The following is a 16,760-nucleotide window of genomic DNA, read 5'->3' on the forward strand; positions in this document are numbered from 1 at the left end:
GTTTAACGCCTGCTGTTAGTCCTTGGCGGAGAGCTGCGGGTCGCGCAGAAGCGTAATTGCGTTAGTGTCGTGTGGGGGAAGAAGATGGCGGTTGATTTGTCCATGTCGGTTCTGGTGGTTGATGACTACAGCACCATGATCCGCATCATCCGGAATCTTCTCAAGCAGCTTGGCTTCGAGAACATCGATGACGCCTCCGACGGCTCGGCGGCGCTGAACAAGATGCGCGTCAAGAAGTATGGCCTGGTGATTTCCGACTGGAATATGGAGCCGATGACCGGCTACGACCTGCTCAAGGAAGTCCGCGCCGATCCCAATCTCGCCACCACGCCCTTCATCATGATCACGGCGGAATCCAAGACCGAGAACGTGATCGCGGCCAAGAAGGCCGGTGTGAACAACTACATCGTCAAGCCGTTCAACGCGGCGACGCTGAAGACCAAGATCGAGGCAGTGTTCCCGGACATGGCGACGGCGTAACGCGCCCCTCACATCGACAGAAATTCTCCTCATGCCCGGGGTTGTCCCGGGCATACGCGTCTTTGGGGTACGGCGAGGGGGCGTGCGCACAATTTCGGAATATTGGAAGAATATTCCTGAGTTGCCCGACGTGTCAAGTTGCCTGGTCGGACGTCGGCTGCTGCCGGCTACTTTGCATGGGGTTGTTTTCGATATTTTGGCAGCGCGCCCCTGCGACGGTCGGCTTGCGGAGCGCGGTAGCGCTTGTCTCTACCACTTCAGCTCGCGCATTAGCGCGCGGGGCGGGTGGCCGAACAATTCCTTCACCGAAGCCGGGTCGAGCTGGTCGATGCCCTCGAATTCCTCGGAATGGATGCCTCGGGTGATGAACAGGAGGTCGATGCCGAAGCCATGGGCGCCGGCGAGATCGGTCCGCACGGAATCGCCGATCGCCAGCACGCGGCTCAGCTCGGCCGGTCGGCCGCGGCGTTCGGTGGCCAGCGCCATGGCGCGCTGATAGATCGGCCGGTGCGGCTTGCCGTAGAAGATCACCTCGCCGCCGAGCTCACGATAGAGTTCGGCGATCGCGCCGGCGCAATAGATCAGCCGGTCGCCGCGCTCGACCACGATGTCCGGATTGGCGCAGACCAGCGGAAGCTTGCGCGCGAGTGCCTTCATCAGCATGTCGCGATAGTCTTCGGCGGATTCGGTCTCGTCGTCGAACAGGCCGGTGCAGATGATGTAGTCCGCCTGCTCCAGCGGCACCATCGTCGCATCGAGGCCGCGATGGATCGAGCTGTCGCGCTCCGGGCCGACCCAGAAGATTTTCTGGCCGGGATGATCGGCCACGAAATGACGGGTCAGGTCGCCCGACGAGACGATGGCGTCATAGGTCTCGTTGGCGACGCCGAGCTTGCGCAGCTGCCGCTGCACGGAATCGGCCGGCCGCGGCGCATTGGTGATCAGGATGACGGTGCCGCCCTGTTGACGGAATGTGTGCAGCGCCTCGCAGGCCTCCGGGAAGGATTCCAGCCCGTTATGCACGACGCCCCAAATGTCCGACAGCACGACGTCGACGCCGTCGACGAGATCGCGCAACCGCTCCACAAATCGAAGCGAGGTCATGACTGGAAACGCCCGTTAGCTCGGACCGACGGCGCGGCGCGCCAGTGCGGCATTGCCGGTTGTGCGCGTCGGCTGCTCCATTGCGGAGCTGGGGACAGGGGCTGGATTGCTGGCGCCATTGAGGTCCTGCGGCTTGGTCTGGGGAACCTCGGCGGTAGCAGATGCCCCCTCCGGCCGCAACGGCCGCGGCGGCGCGAACAGGAAGCCCTGGCCGAACCGGACATCGTAGTCGAGCAGGTCGACCACGGCACGCTCGCCCTCGATCTTTTCGGCGATCAGGTCGATGCCGTAGCGGCCGAGCAGGTCGGAGAGGTCGGACGGGTGGATGTCGGTGGCCGCGCTCTGCCTGGGATCGAGCAAAAGCGACGCGGGCACCTTGATGAAGCGGACGCCGCGGTCGGCGAGCTCGCGCGGCTCGATACGAAGATCGCTGACATGGTCGATCGAGAAGCGGTAACCGCGCTGCGTCAGCGCGGCGAGATTGTCGCTCTCGGTGGGGCCAAGATTGCGGAACGTCGCCTGCTTGAACTCGAGCACGAAGGAGGGCGCCAGCGCGCGGTTGGCTTCGAGGAAATCCAGGCACTGGGTGAAATTCGCCGGACTTGCGAGCGTCGCGGCCGAGACGTTGCAGAACACGCCGACGTCCTTGTTGCGCACCATCAGGCGGCGCAGCACCTGGATACAACGCAGCATCACCATGTGGTCGATGCGGCCGATCAAGCCGCCGGCCTCGGCGACGCCGATGAAGTCGTCGGCGGCGAGGATCTGGTCGCGCTCGTCGCGCAACCGCGTCACCGCCTCGTAGTAGCGCACCTTGCGCTGCGGCAGCGTCACCATCGGCTGCAGGTAGATGTCGAGACGGTTGTCCTCGATGGCGGCCTTCACCGCGCCCAGGAGCTGGCTCCCGTTGCGTGCGATCGCGGCGACCGGCACCGGCTGAGGTGCCGCAGTGACGGTCGGGATCGGCGCGGCCGCCTGCAGCAGGTCGTCCCGCGGCAATGCGGGGGCCGCTACCACTGGGCTTGCCGCGAGCTGGTCTTCCTGACTGGCCACGGAGGCCGCGAGCTGCTTGACCAGCACGCCAAGCTCGTTGATCTCGCCGGCCATCGCCTGCATCCGGTCGGCGCCAGTGGAATTGGCCGACGTCACGCGGCCCTCGACGGCAGCCAGCCGGCGGCCGAATTCGGCGACCTGACGGGCGAGGTCGGCGGTGCCGCGCGACAGATCCGCGATCTGGCCGCCGACGTCGCTGCGGTCGCGCAGCCGCATCGAGACCGCGTTGTAGAGGATCAGGAAGGTGAGGGCGGTGAGCGCCACGATCGCCGATTCCGATCCGCTGATACCCGCCACCGAATACAGGACGAAGCCGAGCGAGGCTGCGACCAGCACCATGCAGATGGCGATGAAAATCGTCGAAATGCGAATCATGTCGCGCGCTATGCCCTCCAAGCCGCACAATCTTAGCATCAATGTTGATTCGACGGGCCAGCGTTCTTTGGAACCGGCTGGAACTGCACACGATTTTCGCCTCGTCTCGAGTCCTGCCCGTATTCGTCGGGGCTGGGCCCGGACGGCGCCGGATCAGAGATCCGCGGCAGCGATCCAGAACACCTCGCCCTCGGACGCCTCGGTGTCGAGCCAGAGCAGCGGCAGGTTCGGATAGGCGGCCTCGAGATGGTCGCGGCCGCGGCCGATCTCGCAGAGCAATCCGCCCTGCGGGGTCAGATGTTGCCTGGCTTGATCGATGATGCGGCGGACGATATCGAGCCCGTCGGCGCCGCCGTCGAAGGCGAGCTTGGGCTCGGCGCGGCACTCGCGCGGCAGCGCCGCCATGCCCTCAGCGTCGACATAGGGCGGGTTGGAGATAATGAGGTCGTAACGCGTCCCGCCGAGCGGCCTGAACAGGTCGCCGCGATGCAGCGTCAGGCGATCTTCGAGGCCGTGGTCGGCGACGTTGCGCGCGGCGACCGCGAGCGCGTCTTTTGAAATGTCCACCGCATCGACCGCGGCGTTGGGAAAATTCCGGCTGGCCAGGATCGCGAGGCAGCCGGAGCCCGTGCAGAGATCGAGCACGCGTTCGACCTCGGCGGGATCGCCGATCAGCGAGGTGCTATCTTCGTCGCCGCTGAAATGCGAATCCAGCAACTCGCCGATGAAGGAGCGCGGCACGATGGTGCGCTCGTCGACATAGAACGGCAGTCCGCGCATATAGACCTTGTTGACGAGATAGGCGGCCGGTTTTCGCGTCGCGATGCGGCGCTCGATCAGATCGAGGATCTGCTTGCGCTCGGCCACGGTCACCCGCGCGGTCGCAAAGGTCTCGAACTGGTCGGGATGCAGATGCAGTGTCTCGCTGACCAGGAAGGCGGCCTCCGCCACCGGATCGGTGGTGCCGTGCGCGAACACGAGTTTTGCGGCGTTGAAGCGGCTGACCGCATAACGCACGAAATCGAACAAGGTCTGGAGTTCGCCGGGCGCGGCCTTTGCAACCTTCGGCACGGCGGGGCTGCGCTTTGCCGGCACTTTGCTGCGTTTGGCCATCAGGATTTGGTCCAGCGCGCGGCAGCCGCGTCGTCATGCCCGCGCGCCTCGATCCAGCTCGTGCCGCGCGCGCTTTCCTCGCGCTTCCAGAACGGCGCGCTGGATTTCAGATAGTCCATCAGGAATTCGGCGGCCTCGAACGCGGCCTGCCGGTGCGCTGACGCGGTCACGACCAGCACGATGTTCTCGCCCGGCGCGATGCGCCCGACGCGATGGATCACGGTGAGGCCCTGCAGCGGCCAGCGCGACAGCGCCTCGTCGGCGTGGCGCTGGATCTCGGCTTCCGCCATGCCCGGGTAGTGTTCGAGCGTCAGCGCCGCGATCGGTTCGCCTTGTTCGCTGCCGCGGCAGATTCCGCTGAAGCTGACGACTGCACCGATGTCGATGCGGCCCTTGCTCAGGTCAGCGATTTCCCGCGCGACATCGAAGTCGGCGTCCTGGATACGAATGGTCGCAGCAACGGTCATGCTAAGGATTCAGCCGCCGGTCATCGGCGGAAAAAATGCGATCTCGCGGGCGCCCGAGATCGCCGCGTCCGCCTTGACATGGGTCTGGTCGATCGCGGCGCGGATCACCTTGGGTTTTTCGAAGGCGTAGGCATACGTCTCGCCGCGCGCGGCGAGCCAGCCGATCAGGTCGCCGACGGTGCGCACCTCGGCCGGCGGCTCGACGGTCTCCTCGGCTTTGCCGACCCGCTCGCGGACCCAGGCGAAATACTTCACCTTCATCCCTCATCCTCCTTGATGAGGTGATGGATGCCGGCGCGGAAATAGTCCCAGCCAGTGTAGATCGTGAAGATCGCCGACATCCACAACAGCACGATGCCGATCATGGTGGTCGGCGAAAAAATCTGCTCGCCGGCTTCGCCCGCGATTAGGAAGCCGATCGCCACCAGCTGGATCGTGGTCTTCCATTTCGCCAGCTTGGTAACGGGAACGCTGACCCTTAAGCCCGCGAGATATTCGCGCAAGCCCGAGACCAGGATCTCGCGGCACAGGATCACGATCGCGGCCCACAGCGTCCAGCCATGGATTGAGTTGTCGGCAGCCAGCATCAAAAGGCAGGAGGCGACCAGAAGCTTGTCGGCGATCGGGTCGAGCATCCGGCCGAAGGCGGATTGCTGGTCCCAAATCCGCGCGTAGTAGCCGTCGAGGTAATCGGTCACCCCGGCCGCGATGAACACGGCCAGTGCCACCCAGCGCAGCCACAACGGGCCGTCGAGGATCGACTGCCAGTAAACACAGCCGATCACCACCGGGATGGCGGCGATCCGGGCGTAGGTCAGGATATTCGGGAGGGACAGGGTCTTGCCCTGTCCCCGGGTCGTGGCGATGTTCATCCGTCTTACCAATACCGCTGAGGCGAGAAGGTCAACTATGCGTACCCAAGATGGCCCGTCGCAGGCAACGCCGTGATGACTCGATTTTCCCTTTAACCCGGCTGGGCGTGGAAAAACTCGAAAATCTTGCGGGCACTCTCGGCGCTGACGCCGGGAACCTTGCCGAGGTCGGCGATTGAGGCCCGCTCGATCTCCTTGAGCGTTCCGAAATGATGCAGCAATGCACGTTTGCGCGACGGGCCGATGCCCGGAATCTCCTGCAAGCCGGCCTCCCTTATGTCCTTTTTGCGCAGCTTGCGGTGCGAGCCGATGACGAAGCGGTGGGCCTCGTCGCGCAGCCGCTGGATGAAATAGAGCACCGGGTCTCGCGGCTCGAGTTTGATGGCCTCGCGATCCGGCATGAACAGGGTTTCGCGGCCGGCGTCGCGGTCCGGTCCCTTGGCGACCGCCATCAGCGAGACCTGGGTCAGCCCGAGGGTCTGGAAGATATCCCTGACGGCGTTGAGCTGGCCGCGGCCGCCGTCGATGATCACGAGGTCGGGCCATTGCGGGAACGAATCGTCATCCGGCTTGGGCTTCAAGCTCTCCTTGGCGCCGTCCTTGGCAGCATCGCCCTCGGGAGGCTTCAGCAGGCGCTTGAAACGCCGTTCCAGCATCTCGCGCATCATCCCGTAATCGTCGCCGGGCGTCAGCCCCTCGGACTTGATGTTGAACTTGCGGTACTGGTTCTTCATGAACCCGTCGGCCCCGGCAACGATCATCGCACCGACCGCGTTGGTGCCCTGGATGTGGCTGTTGTCGTAGACCTCGACGCGCTTTGGCGTGTGCGGCAGGCCGAGCGTGCTGACCATGGCCTGCAGCAGCCGGCTCTGGGTCGCTGTATCGGCGAGCTTGCGGCCGAGCGCCTCGCGCGCATTGGTGAGCGCGTGGCCGACCAGCTCCTTCTTCTCGCCGCGCTTCGGCACGGAGACTTCGACCTTGTACCCGGCCTTGACCGAGAGTGCGTCGGCGAGCAGCGTGCTCTCCTCGATCTCGTGCGACAGCAGGATCAGTTTCGGCGGCGGCTTGTCGTCGTAGAATTGCGCGAGGAACGAGGACAGCACCTCCTCGGGTGTGAAGGTCTTCTCCGCCTTCGGGAAATAGGCGCGGTTGCCCCAGTTCTGGCCGGTGCGGAAGAAGAACACTTCGACGCAGGAATAGCCGCCGTCCTGGTGGATCGCGAACACGTCGGCCTCTTCGACCGTGCGCGGATTGATGCCCTGCTGCGACTGGATCGCCGACAGCGCCGCGAGACGGTCGCGGTAGAGCGCTGCGGTCTCGAATTCCAGTTCGCCGGACGCTTTCTCCATCTCGGTGGCGAGCAATTGCTTCACGGCGTGGCTGCGGCCCGACAGGAATTCGGTCGCCTCGCGCACCAGCTCGGTGTAGCCGGGGAAATCGATCTCGCGCGTGCAGGGACCGGCGCAGCGCCGGATCTGGTAGAGCAGGCAGGGCCGCGTCCGGCTCTCGAAGAATCCGTCGGTGCATGAGCGGATCAGGAACGCGCGCTGCAGCGCCGTGATGGTGCGGTTGACGGCGCCCGCGTTGGCGAACGGACCGAAATAGCGTCCAGGCCGCGACTGCGCGCCGCGATGCTTGAGGATCTGCGGTGCCCAATGATCACCTGATATCAGGATATAGGGAAACGACTTGTCGTCGCGCAGCTGCACGTTGAAGCGCGGGCGCAACTGCTTGATCAGATTGGCTTCGAGCAGCAGCGCCTCGGTCTCGGTCGTGGTCGAGATGATCTCGACATGCGTGGTCGCCGCGATCATGCGCAGGATGCGCGCCGGTAAGGGCGCGTTCGCCCGCGCATAGGACGACAGCCGTTTGCGGACGTTCTTCGCCTTGCCGACATAGAGCACGTCGTTGGCGGCGTTGAGCATGCGGTAAACGCCGGGCGACGTCGGCGCGAGGCGGACCGCGTTCTCGATCGTGGCGTGCCCGCTTGCCAGCCGCCCTTCAGCGATCGTCTCGGCCGCGTCCTCCGTCGCATCGGGCAGGCGCGCCTCGTCATCCTCGTCGGTGACAGAGCTTGCGGGATCGACGTCGCCCGCGTCGAGCGTCAGGTCGTCTTGCGGCAGATCGGATTTTGAACCGCGCCGGGCCGGTCGCGGGGGCGGCGTTGGACGCTCGGGAGAATCGTGAACCATGGCTGTAAATTAAGCGTTGGACGCGGCGGTCGCCAGCGTCGGCGACGCCGGGAAGAGGGGGCGATTGCAGGCGGTTTCCGGCCCCACGCAGCCGCCGGGGAGGACAGGTAACACATTGTTAAGACTGATGAGCGGGGCGGTAACCGGTCTTAACAGCCCTTTAACTTAAAACTCTCGATAAACCTTAGCGAAATAAAGTGGAAATCCGTAACCATGCCGGCCGCGAGCCGGCCGGTCACGGCAGTTGCGTGGTGGAGAGTACCGATGACCCGGTTGGTTTTGCGTGCGCTGGCACTGATCGCGGCAGCCTGGACGACCTCGGCGGCGGCCGCCGACCTCAATTATGGATCGCCCTACACCGTCCCCCAGCCGCTCAATGCCTATAGCTGGGCCGGCCCCTATCTCGGCGGCAATATCGGCTACAATTGGGGCTCGGTCGCCAACAATCCGACCAAGCCCTCCGGTTTCGCCGGCGGCGCCCAGGCCGGCTACAACTTCCAGAACGGCACCCCCTGGGTGTTCGGCATCGAGGCCGATATCCAGGCCTCGGCCGCGGACGATACGTTCGCGCCCTGGAAGTTCTCCAATCCCTGGTTCGGCACCCTGCGCGGCCGCGTCGGTTATGCCTTCAACAACGTGCTGTTCTACGGGACCGGCGGTCTGGCCTTCGGCGAACTGCGCGGCGAGACCTTCGGTGTGTCGGAGTCGCACACCAATGCGGGCTGGACCGTCGGCGTCGGCGCCGAAATGGGCTTTGCCCCGAACTGGAGCGCCAAGATCGAATATCTCTACGTCGATCTCGCCAACAGCAACTTCGCGCTCACCGGTGGTGCGGCGAACGGCTACAGCTTCGGCCTGGTTCGCGCCGGCGTCAACTATCACTTCTGAGAACAAGAAAATTTCGACCACCAACTCCCGGCTGCGCCTCGCGCGGCCGGGTTTCTTTTTGTGCTGACGGCTTGGAGCGATTGTTCAATCGGCCGCACATTGCAACTCTGCGGAATTAGCCAGTTGGCGACCACATCATGCAGCCGATCACGCAGCGAGCACGCATCAAGCGCTCGGCAGGCGGCTTACACGAAACGCTTCATTCCGCTTTCGCCGTGAGCCCGGGGTCATGACGCGATCGCAAGCAACCGCGACACAGCCTCAGGTTCTTCATTCGCGCATGATCCATTCGGAAACCCGGCTTCCGGTTGTCCGGATCACGCGCGCACTCACGAAGAAATCACCAGGTTGACCGCCTTGGGGCCCTTGCCCTTCTTGTCCGGCTCGACCTCGAACGTAATGCGCTGTCCTTCAGTCAAGTCCTTCAATCCTGCCCGCTCGACGGCGGTGATGTGAACGAACACGTCGCGGCCGCCATCATCAGGTTTGATGAAGCCGTAGCCGCGCTCTCCATTGAAGAACTTGACGGTCCCAGTCATGGCCATCGGGAAACTCCTCCCCCGTATTGCTCCACCGCTACGCGCACGCCGCGTAGCAGTTGACCGACATTCGCTTGTCGGGAGCCTGGCCACCTGAGCAGGCCGGCGTCACGCCGCCGGTTTGCCTGGATTTTATTTCGGCCTCGTCACTCCGCCGCAACCATTCGCGGAAGCGGAACGTAAAGCCAGTCGTAACAGGATGAGCATAATACGGTTCCGCGCGGATTGCCTACGCTTCAATCGAACTTTTCAGTGGGCGCGCCGGATTAGGGTTTGGGAGTATCGAGTCTGAAGCGGGCGGCTCCGCCCTGGCCCAGCGGCTTCTCCAGTTCGGGCAGGATGATCTTCAGCTCGTTGGCAAGCGTCCACGGCGGATTCACTATCAAAAGGCCGGTGGAAACGAGGCCGCTGCCGGTTTCTTGCGGCGCCACACTGAATTCCAAACGCAAACATTTGCCAGGCGGCCGACTCGTTGCTGCTGTGGCGGCCACGCTGCGCGCGAGTTCCTCGGTGGCCCTCCGTGTTTTTACGGGATACCAGATCAAGTACATGCCGGTCGGCCATTTTGCGAACGCTTCCGAAAAACCCTTGGCCAGCCGCTCGAACTCATTCTTCGCCTCGAACGGCGGATCGATCAGCACCAGACCGCGCCGCTCGTTCGGCGGCACGAAGGCCGGCAGCGCCGTCCAGCCATCAAGATCGACAACGCGGGCCTGGGTGTCGCGCCGCAGCGCGTCGATCAGTTGCTTGCGCGCGGTCTGTTCGATCTCGCAGGCAGTGAGGCGATCCTGCGGTCGCAACAGCGCCCGCGCGATCAAGGGCGAGCCCGGATAGGCTTTCAACTCGGCCTTCGGATTGAACGCTCTGACGATATCGAGATAGGGCGCGATCAGCGGCAACGCCTTGTCGGAGAGTCGCGCCTGCATGACCCGGGCGATGCCGGTGAGCCATTCGCCGCTGCGCTGCGCTTCGTTCGATGCCAGATCGTAGAGCCCGGCGCCGGCATGGGTGTCGATGACGCGGAACGGCGCCTGCTTTTCCTGCAGGTAGCTGAGCATGCGCACCAGCACGATGTGTTTGATGACATCGGCGAAGCTGCCGGCATGAAAGGCGTGACGGTAGTTCATCAGGTAGCAGTTACCACGTCATTGCGCGCGTAGCGACCTGTCCAGCTTCGCTCATGGAGCTTCAGCGAACCCGGTCGTCGCTCGCGCCCCTCGCGACAACGCCGAAGCGAGACCTATCCGCCGCGCATCGGCGGCATTACCACCTCGTCGCGGCGGCAGGCGCGACGGTCGATCTCCTCGCAGGAGCGGAATTGCAGGTCCTTGGAGAGGCAGATCCGCACCTCGCTGAGCCGATTGCGGTCGCAGGTGACCGAGATGGCTGTGCTGCTGAGCCCCGGATTGGCCTTGATGAACGCCGCTTCCAGGTCGTTGGGCGCGATCGTCTTCGGCTCCGACAATTGCAGGAATTCCTCAGGGATCTTCACCGCGGCGCGTGCCTTGCGGATGGCTTCGAAATAGGCGCGCTCGCCGAGGCCGGAGCAGGTGCCGTGCTTGTCCCATTCATTGAAGATCAGCCCGGGCGCCGGCATCAGATCGAGCATCGAGGTCATGATGTTGCGGGCAAGGCGCGGCGAAGGCCGCTGGCAGTATTCCGGGAAGCCACGTTCATATTGCGGCCACAGGCCGTGCACCACGAAGGAGAACGGCCGTCCGCCGCACTGTGCCTGCGTGCCACGGCCGTTGTTGCCGCGTTCGCTCGCCGACTCGCAGAAGGAGGGCGACCAAGACAGCGACAGCACATAGAAATCGAACTCGCCCGGCGCGTTCTGCCGCTGGTCCTGGGCTGACGCCAAGCCGCCGGAAACCAGAACCAAAGCTGCAAGAGAAATCAGAAATCGGGAAATTGTGACCAACCGAGGCATCAAACGCTCCCTAACTTGACCATGGCGAACCTAGCAGGAGGTTGGAACATTTCGAGAACAAAAATGCCGCCTGCCCCGCTTCGGAGGGCAGGGCGCAAACGACGGCTCGCCAGTCTAGCAGGAGATCAGATCAGGGTCGCGCGGCCCTACAGGAAGGGTTGTAGGCCCAGTTGCGGTCGAGGCCCGTGACGCACCATTCGACGCCCTTGCCGAAGCCGGCGAAGCCGCCATCCTCGATGATCGAATAATGTACGGAGCGCTTCTTGCCGTCGCTCAGCATCACGTCGCCGGCACAATAGCGGCGCGGAATATTGTCTGACTGCCAGGGACGGAATGCGGTCTCGTGAATCCGGTCGTAGCCGGTGATCTCCAGCGGCGAATTCCAGAAGGTGGCTTCCTTCTCGTGGAACTGCGAGCTGATGGTGGGCAAGGCCGTCTCGCAGTCGGGCACGCGGCCGTCATAGCGCGGACCGGACAGCCAGAAGTTCAGCTCAAGCGGATTTGCGGCCTGCGCCGTGCCCCCAAAAGCCAGCAGGCCGAACATGAGCGCGGCACCAACGCCGAGTTTCTTGGGAGAGATGAACAGGTTGCGCATGGGAATCCGCCCGATGGTCTGATGCGGCGAACGGTGCCGTGAAGCCCGGGCGAGGTCAAGTGCAGCGCGGCAACACCTGCAGAGAAGTCCACTTTCGGAGGTGGCTCGTTCTTTCCATGGCCGGCGGCGCACTCTATGTTGGCGTCAAGCGAAATGGAGTCTGCGATGCGAAGGAAATTGGCCGCGTGCCTGGTTGCCGTTTGCGGGATGCTGGCCGTTGCCCCGGCACGGGCCGACTGGCTGCAGCCGGTGCCACCGTTCAAGGCCAATGATACCGGCGGGATCATCGCCTATACGCTGGCGGTCCAGAGCGATGCACGGCAGCTTGCCGTCGACCATTGCGCCTCCTACGGCAAGGTGGTGAAATTCCTCGCCGTGCAGGCCTATCCGGGCGGTTACATCTCGTTTGCCTGTCGCTGGGTCCCCTACGGCGCCGCAGGCCGGCCCTTGCGCACGCTCTACTGAGAGCGGTCTCGAATCCTGCAATCGTTCAGCCGGGAGCCAATCGCCATGACGCGACAGCTTGCTTTGCTTGGTTCGGCCGTTTGCCTCGTGTTGTCGGCCGGCGCTGCCAGTGCGGTCGACCTGCCGATCCGCAAGCCGGGCCTGTGGGAAATGAAGATGGTCAGGACCGGCGGCCCAATGCCGGAAATCACCATGCAGCATTGCACCGACGAGACCACCGACAAGGACATGAGCACGGCGGCCTCGCCATTGGCGAAGGAGATCTGCTCGAAGCAGGATATCCAGAAGACCGCGACCGGTTATGTCGGCGATAGCGTCTGTGGCGTGGCGGGCGTGTCGGTGACGTCGCATACCGAGATCACCGGCGACTTCAATTCGGCCTATACGGTCAAGAGCACCTCGCATTCCGAAGGCCGCCCCTCAGGCCCCCGCGACGCCACCACGACCGTCGAGGCGAAATGGCTCGGCGCCTGCAAGAGCGACCAGAAGCCCGGCGACATCATCATGCCGGGCGGCATGAAGATGAACATCAAGGATATGCAGAAGCTGAAGGACCTGCTGCCCAAGCAGAAGTAACCCGGGCTACTTTCTGCAATCTACACCGGCACCCGCACCGCGGCCCGCAAGCCGCCCATCGGACTTTCGCCAAGCATGATGTCGCCGCCATGCGAGCGGGCGATGTCGCGGGCGATGGCAAGGCCGAGCCCGGTGCCGCCCTCGTCCTGGTTGCGGGCATCGTCGAGCCGCAGGAACGGCTTGAACACCTCCTCGCGCATGTCGGCCGGAATGCCCGGACCGTCGTCGTCGACGGTCACGGTGAGATAACGGTGATCGCGGTTGCCGGTGATCGAGATCGTGTTGGCGTGGCGCGCCGCATTCGACACGAGATTGGCAAGGCAACGCTTGAACGAGGCCGGCTTCACCGTGACGACGGGCAGGCCGTGGAATGCCACGGTGGTGGTATGGCCGTGACGCTCGGCGTCGTAGCGCAATTCCTCCAGCGCCAGCGCCATGTCGGTCGGCTGCGCGATCTCGCCGGAATCGCCGCGCGCGAAGGCGAGATAGTCCTCGAGCATCATCGACATCTCGTCGACGTCCTTGCGCATCGCGTCGATCTCGGGACCTTCGCCGAGCAGGACGAGCTCGAGCTTGAAGCGGGTCAGGATGGTGCGCAAATCGTGCGACACGCCGGCGAGCATCGCGGTACGCTGCTCGATCGAGCGTTCGATGCGAGCCTTCATCTCCAGGAACGCCTGCGCCGCGCGCCGCACCTCACGCGCGCCGCGCGGCCGGAAATTCGGTGCCTCGCGGCCCTTGCCGAAGCTTTCGGCGGCATCGGCCAGTCTCAGGATCGGCTTGATCTGGTTGCGCAGGAACAGCACCGCGACGATCAGGAGGATCGACGAGGTGCCAACCATCCAGAAGATGAAGATCTCCGAATTGGAGGCGTAGGCCGCGCTCCGCTGGGCGAAGATCCGCATCACCGAATCGTCGAGCTGCACGCGGATCTCGACCAGGTTGGAGTTGCCGACGGTGTCGATCCAGAACGGGCGGTTGATCTGCCGACCGAGCTGCACCGAGAGCGTCTGGTCGAGCAGCGAGAAAAACGGCTTCGGCCCCGGCGGCGGCATGTCGCCGGCCGGGAGGAAGTCGACCACGAGCTGCAGCCGCTGTGCGATGCGGCGAAGCTGCGCATGATCCTTGTCCTGCGGAAAGCCCTTGTAGACGTCGATCAGGCCCGCGATCTCCTGGACCACCGAGGCCGAGAGACGTCGCGTCACCGTGTTCCAGTGCCGCTCCATGAAGACGAACGCGACCACGGTCTGCAGGATCACCATTGGCACAATCATGATCAGCAGCGCGCGGGCATAGAGGCCGGTCGGCATCCAGCTCTTGAACGCGTTGCCCATCCAGCCATTGGCCTTCGACACGCGCTGCGACGCGTTGCGGATCAGGGTCAGGCCGGTATCGAGCGTGCTCATGGCTGTGTTTGAGATCATGACGCGATTGCAAGCAATCGCATCATGATCTCATCTCCTTAGTTTGAGCATGATCTTCTCGGAAAACCGGTTTCCACTTTTCCGGATCATGCTTTACGGCGAGGCCACCAGGCGATAGCCGATGCCGCGCACCGCCTGCAGGAACAGCGGATTGGCGGGATCGCGCTCGATCTTGCGGCGGAGGCGGTTGATCTGGACGTCGACGGCGCGCTCGTTCACGGTGCCGCCGCTGGTCAGCGCGGTGCGCGGCACGGTCTCGCCGGGGCTGCTCGCGAGGATGCGCAGCATCTCGCGCTCGCGGTCGGTAAGATGGACGGTCTCCTCGCCCTGGCGCAGCTCGCTGCGCTCAATATGGAAGATGTAGGGACCGAACGCGATCTGCTCGACGGCGGCGACCTGTGGCGTCGCGGTGCGCTTGAGGATATTGCCGATGCGCAGCACGAGCTCGCGCGGTTCGAACGGCTTGGCGACGTAATCGTCGGCGCCGATCTGCAGGCCCTCGATGCGGGCCTCGGCCTCGTGCCGCGCGGTCAGCATAATGATCGGTACCGACGACGAGGTGCGGATGAAGCGGGCGAGGTCGAAGCCGGTCTCGCCGGGCATCATGACGTCGAGGATCAGGAGGTCGAAATGCAACCCCAAGAGCTTGGCTCGGGCGTCGCTCGCGCTCATCGCAGTCGTGACGCGATAGCCCTCGCCGGAGAGAAAGCGCGACAGCAGGTCGCGGATGCGCCGGTCGTCGTCGACCAGCAGAAGATGCGGTGCGTCGTCCGCCGGCTGGGCCGGCGTGCGCATCATGGTTGCAACCTGGGCCACGATCACTCCTTTGTCTTTCTTGCGCCGAAGATCGCCTCCAACACCTTGTCGGGATCGTCGCGGTCGATCATCGCGCGCAGGAACTGGCGAACCGTCTCGACGCCTTCAGCATCGATGCCGGCGACCGCGCGGTTGATGCGGTCGGTCTGCAACCCCGCGAGCTTGGCGACCAGCGCCTCGCCCTTGGGTGTCGCGTAGAGCAGGCGCTGGCGGCGGTCATTGTTGCCGGTCTTCTGGACGATATAGCCCTCGTCGAGCAGCTGTTTGAGCACGCGCCCGAGCGATTGCTTGGTGATGCGTAGCACGTCGAGCAGGTCGGCGACCTTCAGCCCGGGGTAGCGGGTGACGAAGTGGATGACCCGGTGGTGGGCGCGGCCGAAGCCGAAGGTTTCCAGCTCCTGATCGGCGTCGCCGACAAAGTCCCGGTAGGCGAAGAACAGCAGTTCGATGATATCCCAGCGCTGGTCGCTTGGGCCGGCCGTAGAGGACGGATGGTCGCTCCCCTGCGAATCGGGCTTGGCAGCCATGCCTGAGAAATTTATGTCAGTCATATTGACGTATCTTGGGTTCAATGTTACAAAACTGCCAGTCACGACGAAATATTAAGTCGTCTCGTCGCTGGCAACGTTTGAGACGGCCTGAAAGAGCCAGTGATGGCGGTTTGGGCCGCAAATTGGACCACCGTGCGATGTCGAGCGGCATTTCGGCAAACATACTGGACTTCAGCACTCCGCAAAAGCTCGTCGAAGCGACAGGTAGCCGCGGTAGGGCCGCCCCCAGGGGCGGAGCTGGGGCCCTTCATCTGAACAGCGCGTAGGCGCGGGCGCAGATCATTGCGTCCATCCGGGAGAGAGCCCATGGGAGTTTCATTCGACAAGATCGACGGCGTCATCTGGTATGACGGCAAGCTCGTGCCGTGGAAGGATGCCAACGTCCATGTGTTGACCCATGGCCTGCACTACGCAAGCAGCGTGTTCGAGGGCGAACGGGCATACGGCGGCACGGTCTTCAGGAGCACGGACCATTCCGAACGGCTGAAGCGCTCGGCCAACATCCTCGACTTCGAGATCCCCTATTCGGTCGCCGAGATCGACGCGGCCAAGCAGCTCGTCATCGACAGGAACAACCTGCCGGACGCCTATGTCCGCCCGGTGGCCTGGCGCGGCTCGGAGATGATGGGGGTGGCGGCGCAAACCAACACCATCCATCTGGCAATCGCCGCCTGGACCTGGCCGAGCTATTTCGATCCCGCCGAGAAGCTGAAGGGCATCCGCATCAGCCTTGCCGAATATCGGCGGCCGGACCCGGCCACCATCCCGGCGCTGGCGAAGGCCGCGGGCCTCTACATGATCTGCACGATCGCCAAGCACAAAGCGGAGCGCGAGGGCTATGCCGACGCGATGATGCTGGACTGGCAGGGCCGGGTGGCCGAATGCACCGGCGCCAACATCTTCTTCGTCAAGGACGGCAAGCTCCACACCCCGATCGCGGACTGCTTCCTCGCCGGCATCACCCGCGCCACTGTGATGGACCTGGCCAAACGCCGCGGCCTCGAGGTGATCGAACGCCGCATCATGCCGGACGAACTCGACGGCTTCTCGGAGTGCTTCATCACCGGCACCGCCGCCGAAGTAACCCCGGTGTCCGAAATCGCCAAGTGGAAGTTCACGCCCGGCAGGATTTCGGAGCAACTGATGACGGATTACAGTGCCGAAGTGCAGCCAAAGGGCAAGCAAGCGGCGGCCTGAGTGCACAGACGCGCATTTCTTCCCCTCTCCCCTTGTGGGAGAGGGTGCCCGCAGGGCGGGTGAGGGGTATCTCTCCACGAACACAGACCTCTCCTGCGTAGACAAACCCCTCATCCGTCGCCT

At 64.0% G+C, this 16,760-nt stretch carries 19 protein-coding genes; 5 read left to right on the forward strand and 14 right to left on the reverse strand.

Features of this window, described 5'->3' with window-relative positions; translation table 11 throughout:
- The first annotated feature begins 84 nt into the window (after positions 1-84).
- Positions 85-480 (forward strand): response regulator, encoded by a 396-nt coding sequence (locus UP10_RS25545; RefSeq protein ID WP_044538937.1) that lies wholly within the window; start codon positions 85-87, stop codon positions 478-480.
- Between the two features lie 249 nt (positions 481-729).
- Here UP10_RS25545 and UP10_RS25550 read toward each other — a convergent pair whose 3' ends face one another.
- The 7 genes from UP10_RS25550 to uvrC form a co-directional block, all read right to left on the reverse strand.
- Entirely contained in the window at positions 730-1,584 is an 855-nt protein-coding gene (locus UP10_RS25550; protein ID WP_044589942.1) for a TIGR01459 family HAD-type hydrolase, read from the reverse strand.
- A gap of 15 nt (positions 1,585-1,599) precedes the next feature.
- On the reverse strand, positions 1,600-3,012 hold the full coding sequence (locus tag UP10_RS25555) for an EAL domain-containing protein (RefSeq protein ID WP_044589943.1): 1,413 nt from the start codon (positions 3,010-3,012) through the stop codon (positions 1,600-1,602).
- Positions 3,013-3,165: 153 nt separating this feature from the next.
- Positions 3,166-4,125 (reverse strand): 50S ribosomal protein L3 N(5)-glutamine methyltransferase, encoded by a 960-nt coding sequence (gene prmB / locus UP10_RS25560; RefSeq protein ID WP_044589944.1) that lies wholly within the window; start codon positions 4,123-4,125, stop codon positions 3,166-3,168.
- Positions 4,125-4,592 (reverse strand): molybdenum cofactor biosynthesis protein MoaE, encoded by a 468-nt coding sequence (locus UP10_RS25565; RefSeq protein ID WP_044589945.1) that lies wholly within the window; start codon positions 4,590-4,592, stop codon positions 4,125-4,127. Before UP10_RS25565 ends, prmB begins: the two co-directional genes overlap by 1 nt.
- A 9-nt stretch (positions 4,593-4,601) precedes the next feature.
- Positions 4,602-4,853: a molybdopterin converting factor subunit 1 gene (gene moaD / locus UP10_RS25570; RefSeq protein ID WP_044589946.1), complete on the reverse strand. Its 252-nt coding sequence runs from the start codon at positions 4,851-4,853 to the stop codon at positions 4,602-4,604.
- The gene (pgsA, locus tag UP10_RS25575; protein WP_044538943.1) at positions 4,850-5,464 is read right to left on the reverse strand and encodes a CDP-diacylglycerol--glycerol-3-phosphate 3-phosphatidyltransferase; all 615 of its coding nucleotides are present in this window, start codon (positions 5,462-5,464) and stop codon (positions 4,850-4,852) included. Before pgsA ends, moaD begins: the two co-directional genes overlap by 4 nt.
- A 92-nt stretch (positions 5,465-5,556) precedes the next feature.
- Complete coding sequence (gene uvrC / locus UP10_RS25580; RefSeq protein ID WP_044589947.1) at positions 5,557-7,656, reverse strand: excinuclease ABC subunit UvrC; 2,100 nt, start codon at positions 7,654-7,656, stop codon at positions 5,557-5,559.
- 264 nt (positions 7,657-7,920) lie between these two features.
- On the opposite strand from uvrC, the gene UP10_RS25585 reads away from it, so the two are divergent.
- Positions 7,921-8,544 (forward strand): outer membrane protein, encoded by a 624-nt coding sequence (locus UP10_RS25585; RefSeq protein WP_044589948.1) that lies wholly within the window; start codon positions 7,921-7,923, stop codon positions 8,542-8,544.
- Positions 8,545-8,873: 329 nt separating this feature from the next.
- Here the strand turns inward: UP10_RS25585 and UP10_RS25590 are convergent, their stop codons facing one another.
- The 4 genes from UP10_RS25590 to UP10_RS25605 form a co-directional block, all read right to left on the reverse strand.
- Positions 8,874-9,089, reverse strand: a complete 216-nt coding sequence (locus UP10_RS25590) for a cold-shock protein (RefSeq protein WP_028350729.1) — start codon at positions 9,087-9,089, stop codon at positions 8,874-8,876.
- 260 nt (positions 9,090-9,349) lie between these two features.
- A complete protein-coding gene (locus tag UP10_RS25595) occupies positions 9,350-10,210 on the reverse strand; it encodes a 23S rRNA (adenine(2030)-N(6))-methyltransferase RlmJ (RefSeq protein WP_044589949.1) in 861 nt (286 codons plus the stop codon).
- Between the two features lie 113 nt (positions 10,211-10,323).
- On the reverse strand, positions 10,324-11,013 hold the full coding sequence (locus UP10_RS25600) for a ribonuclease T2 family protein (protein WP_044589950.1): 690 nt from the start codon (positions 11,011-11,013) through the stop codon (positions 10,324-10,326).
- A 130-nt stretch (positions 11,014-11,143) separates the two neighbouring features.
- A complete protein-coding gene (locus tag UP10_RS25605) occupies positions 11,144-11,608 on the reverse strand; it encodes a hypothetical protein (protein ID WP_044589951.1) in 465 nt (154 codons plus the stop codon).
- A 165-nt stretch (positions 11,609-11,773) separates the two neighbouring features.
- On the opposite strand from UP10_RS25605, the gene UP10_RS25610 reads away from it, so the two are divergent.
- Together UP10_RS25610 and UP10_RS25615 are read left to right on the forward strand one after the other, a co-directional pair.
- A complete protein-coding gene (locus UP10_RS25610; protein WP_044539187.1) occupies positions 11,774-12,073 on the forward strand; it encodes a hypothetical protein in 300 nt (99 codons plus the stop codon).
- Positions 12,074-12,118: 45 nt separating this feature from the next.
- Positions 12,119-12,649 carry a DUF3617 domain-containing protein gene (locus tag UP10_RS25615; RefSeq protein WP_044589952.1) on the forward strand — a complete coding sequence of 177 codons (531 nt, stop codon included), beginning with the start codon at positions 12,119-12,121 and terminating at the stop codon, positions 12,647-12,649.
- Positions 12,650-12,669: 20 nt separating this feature from the next.
- Here UP10_RS25615 and UP10_RS25620 read toward each other — a convergent pair whose 3' ends face one another.
- The 3 genes from UP10_RS25620 to UP10_RS25630 form a co-directional block, all read right to left on the reverse strand.
- Entirely contained in the window at positions 12,670-14,055 is a 1,386-nt protein-coding gene (locus UP10_RS25620; RefSeq protein WP_044539188.1) for an ATP-binding protein, read from the reverse strand.
- Positions 14,056-14,166: 111 nt separating this feature from the next.
- Positions 14,167-14,871 (reverse strand): response regulator, encoded by a 705-nt coding sequence (locus UP10_RS25625; RefSeq protein WP_044590123.1) that lies wholly within the window; start codon positions 14,869-14,871, stop codon positions 14,167-14,169.
- Positions 14,872-14,891: 20 nt separating this feature from the next.
- Positions 14,892-15,440, reverse strand: a complete 549-nt coding sequence (locus UP10_RS25630) for a MarR family winged helix-turn-helix transcriptional regulator (protein ID WP_156180241.1) — start codon at positions 15,438-15,440, stop codon at positions 14,892-14,894.
- A 306-nt stretch (positions 15,441-15,746) separates the two neighbouring features.
- Here UP10_RS25630 and UP10_RS25635 point away from each other — a divergent pair, with 306 nt between their 5' ends.
- On the forward strand, positions 15,747-16,637 hold the full coding sequence (locus tag UP10_RS25635) for a branched-chain amino acid aminotransferase (protein ID WP_044589953.1): 891 nt from the start codon (positions 15,747-15,749) through the stop codon (positions 16,635-16,637).
- Positions 16,638-16,760: the final 123 nt, after the last annotated feature.

The sequence above is a fragment of the Bradyrhizobium sp. LTSPM299 genome (genome assembly GCF_000938235.1).
Classification (GTDB): domain Bacteria; phylum Pseudomonadota; class Alphaproteobacteria; order Rhizobiales; family Xanthobacteraceae; genus Bradyrhizobium.